The organism is Azospirillum mesophilum (genome assembly GCF_053470405.2).
The window spans coordinates 1-2,609 of the sequence record NZ_JBPXMQ020000097.1 but is presented as its reverse complement, the minus strand read 5'-3'; the positions used below and the strand labels follow the sequence as shown (position 1 = coordinate 2,609).

The following is a 2,609-nucleotide window of genomic DNA, read 5'->3' as shown; positions in this document are numbered from 1 at the left end:
GTCAATCACGATGAGAATGAAGGACGCCGTCGTCGCGACGGAGGTCGGGCGTAGCCCGGCCGAAGACGCGCCGACGGCGTTGGCGTCCGTCCGAAGGGACAGACGCCGGCTGGCGGAAACGGCGGGCACGGCCAGGATTGGGGATCTTCACGCCAATGAGGACCCCCGACCTTGCCGGGCCCGCATATCACCGACCGCCAGATGAGGCTCTACATGAAACACCGACAAACCGACACGCCCGTCATCGCCGCGGCCAAGGCCGGGTTCAGCGCGGCGACCGCTTACCGGATCGAGCACGATCCGCGTCCGCCCTCGCAGAAGGCGGCGCCCCGCGGCCGACGCCGTCCCGACCCGCTGGTCGGCTTATGGGACAACGAGGTGGTGCCGATGCTCAAGGCCGCTCCGGCCTTGCGGCCCATCGCCGTGTTCGCCGAAATCCGCCGGCGCCATCCCGACCTGAGCGAGGGCGTTCGCCGCACGCTGGAGCGGCGCATCCGCGCTTGGCGGGCGGTCAACGGCCCCGACCAGGACGTCGTCTTCCGGCAGGAGCACGTGCCCGGCCGCATGGGCCTGTCCGACTTCACCGACATGGCCGAACTCGCCGTCACCATCGCTGGACAGCCCCTCGAACACCGCCTCTACCATTTCCGCCTCGCCTATTCCGGCTGGGAGCACGCCCATGTCGTGCTGGGCGGCGAGAGCTTTGTCGCTCTGGCCGAAGGGCTGCAGAACGCGTTGTGGTCGCTTGGCGGCGTGCCGGACGAACACCGCAGCGACAGCCTGTCGGCCGCCTTCCGCAACCTGGAGCGCGACACCGCCGAGGACGCCACCCGCCGTTACGAGCAGCTCTGCGCCCATTACGGCATGATCCCGACCCGCAACAACCGCGGCGTCGCCCACGAGAACGGCAGCATCGAGAGCGCCCACGGCCATCTCAAGCACGCCGTCCGCGACGCGCTGCTGCTGCGCGGGACCCGCGACTTCGACGACTTGGCCGCCTACCGGCGCTTCATCGACGAGATCCTCGGCCAGCAGAACGCCCGCAGGGCCAAGCCGGTGGAGGCCGAGCGCGCCGCGCTCAAGCCGTTGCCGGCTGGCCGCACCGGCGATTTCGAGGAGGCCCTGGTCCACGTCACCTCCAGCGGCGGCTTCACCTTGCGCAAGGTTTTCTACACCGTGCCCTCCCGGCTGATCGGCCATCGCCTGCGCGTGCGCCTGTTCGACGACCGCCTGGACTGCTTCCTGGGCGGCACGCTGGTGGCGACGCTGCCCCGCGGCCGTTCGCGCGGCAACGGCAAGCATGGCCATGTCGTCGATTACCACCACGTGATCCACGCGCTGCGGCGCAAGCCGATGGCGCTGCTCAACCTCGTCTACCGCGACCAGCTGTTTCCCCGCCGCGCTTACGCCCGGGCCTTCGAGGCGCTGCTGGCCGCCGGCAACGAGCGCCAGGCTTGCACCGTCGCCGTTGGCCTGCTGTCGCTCGCCCACGAGCGCGCTTGCGAGGCCGAACTGGCCCACCGGCTCGACGCCGATCTGGACGCCGGCCGCCTGCCCGATCTGCAGGGCTTGCGCGAGCATTTCCAGCCCGCCGCCCCGACCATCACCGACGTCGTGGTCGAACTGGTGCCGCTGAGCGTCTACGACGAATTGGGCACCGTCCGCCCGGGAGCCGCCGCATGAACGCGTCCGATCCCATCGACGCCGCCCGCCTGTCGCTGGCGCTCGGCGACCTGCGCCTGCCGGCCATCAAGCTGATCTGGCCCGACTTCGTCGCCCGCGCCGACAAGGAAGGCTGGCCGGCCGCCCGCTTCCTCGCCGCGCTGACCGAGCACGAAATGGCTGAACGAGCCCGGCGCCGGATCGAACGCCACCTCGACGAAGCCCGCCTGCCGCCGGGCAAGACGCTGGAGACCTTCGAGTTCGACGCCGTGCCGATGGTCAGCAAGGCCCAGGTCATGGCGCTCACCGCCGGCGACAGTTGGCTGGAGAAGGGAGCCAATCTGATCCTGTTCGGCCCACCCGGCGGCGGCAAAAGCCATCTCGCCGCGGCCATCGGCTACGCCCTGGTGGAGAACGGCTGGCGCGTCCTGTTCGCCCGGACCACCGATCTCGTGCAGAAGCTGCAGATCGCCCGGCGCGATCTGGCTTTGGAATCGGCGATCGCCAAGCTCGACAAGTATCACCTGCTGATCCTCGACGACTTCGCCTACGTCAATAAGGACCAAGCCGAAACCAGCGTCATCTTTGAGCTGATCGGAACCCGCTACGAGCGGCGCTCCTTGTTGATCACGGCGAACCAGCCGTTCGGCGACTGGGGCCGGATCTTCCCCAACCAAGCCATGACCCTGGCCGCCATCGACCGGCTCGTCCACCACGCCACCATCTTCGAGATGAACGTCGAAAGCTATCGTCGGCGAACCGCTCTGGAGCGTAAGCGAGGTCCAGGACGACCGCCATCACGCGCGACAATCAGCGCCAACCAGATTGACGCTCCGCGACAGGAGGCTTGAAAACCGCCCCCGCCCGCGACAATCATTCTTCAGCCGCGACCCCAGCCCTTTTCATCCTGATCGCCGCGCTCCCTCATCCAGATTGTCGCGCCATAG

General features: G+C 68.6%; 2 protein-coding genes. Both read left to right on the top strand.

Annotation, left to right across the window (positions count from 1 at the left end):
* Positions 1-171: 171 nt before the first annotated feature.
* Positions 172-1,683 (top strand): IS21 family transposase, encoded by a 1,512-nt coding sequence (istA, locus tag ACSVC7_RS32520; RefSeq protein ID WP_448208734.1) that lies wholly within the window; start codon positions 172-174, stop codon positions 1,681-1,683.
* Positions 1,680-2,513: an IS21-like element helper ATPase IstB gene (gene istB, locus ACSVC7_RS32515; RefSeq protein WP_448208733.1), complete on the top strand. Its 834-nt coding sequence runs from the start codon at positions 1,680-1,682 to the stop codon at positions 2,511-2,513. The genes istA and istB overlap by 4 nt, the downstream gene beginning before the upstream one ends.
* The last annotated feature ends 96 nt before the right edge of the window (positions 2,514-2,609 follow it).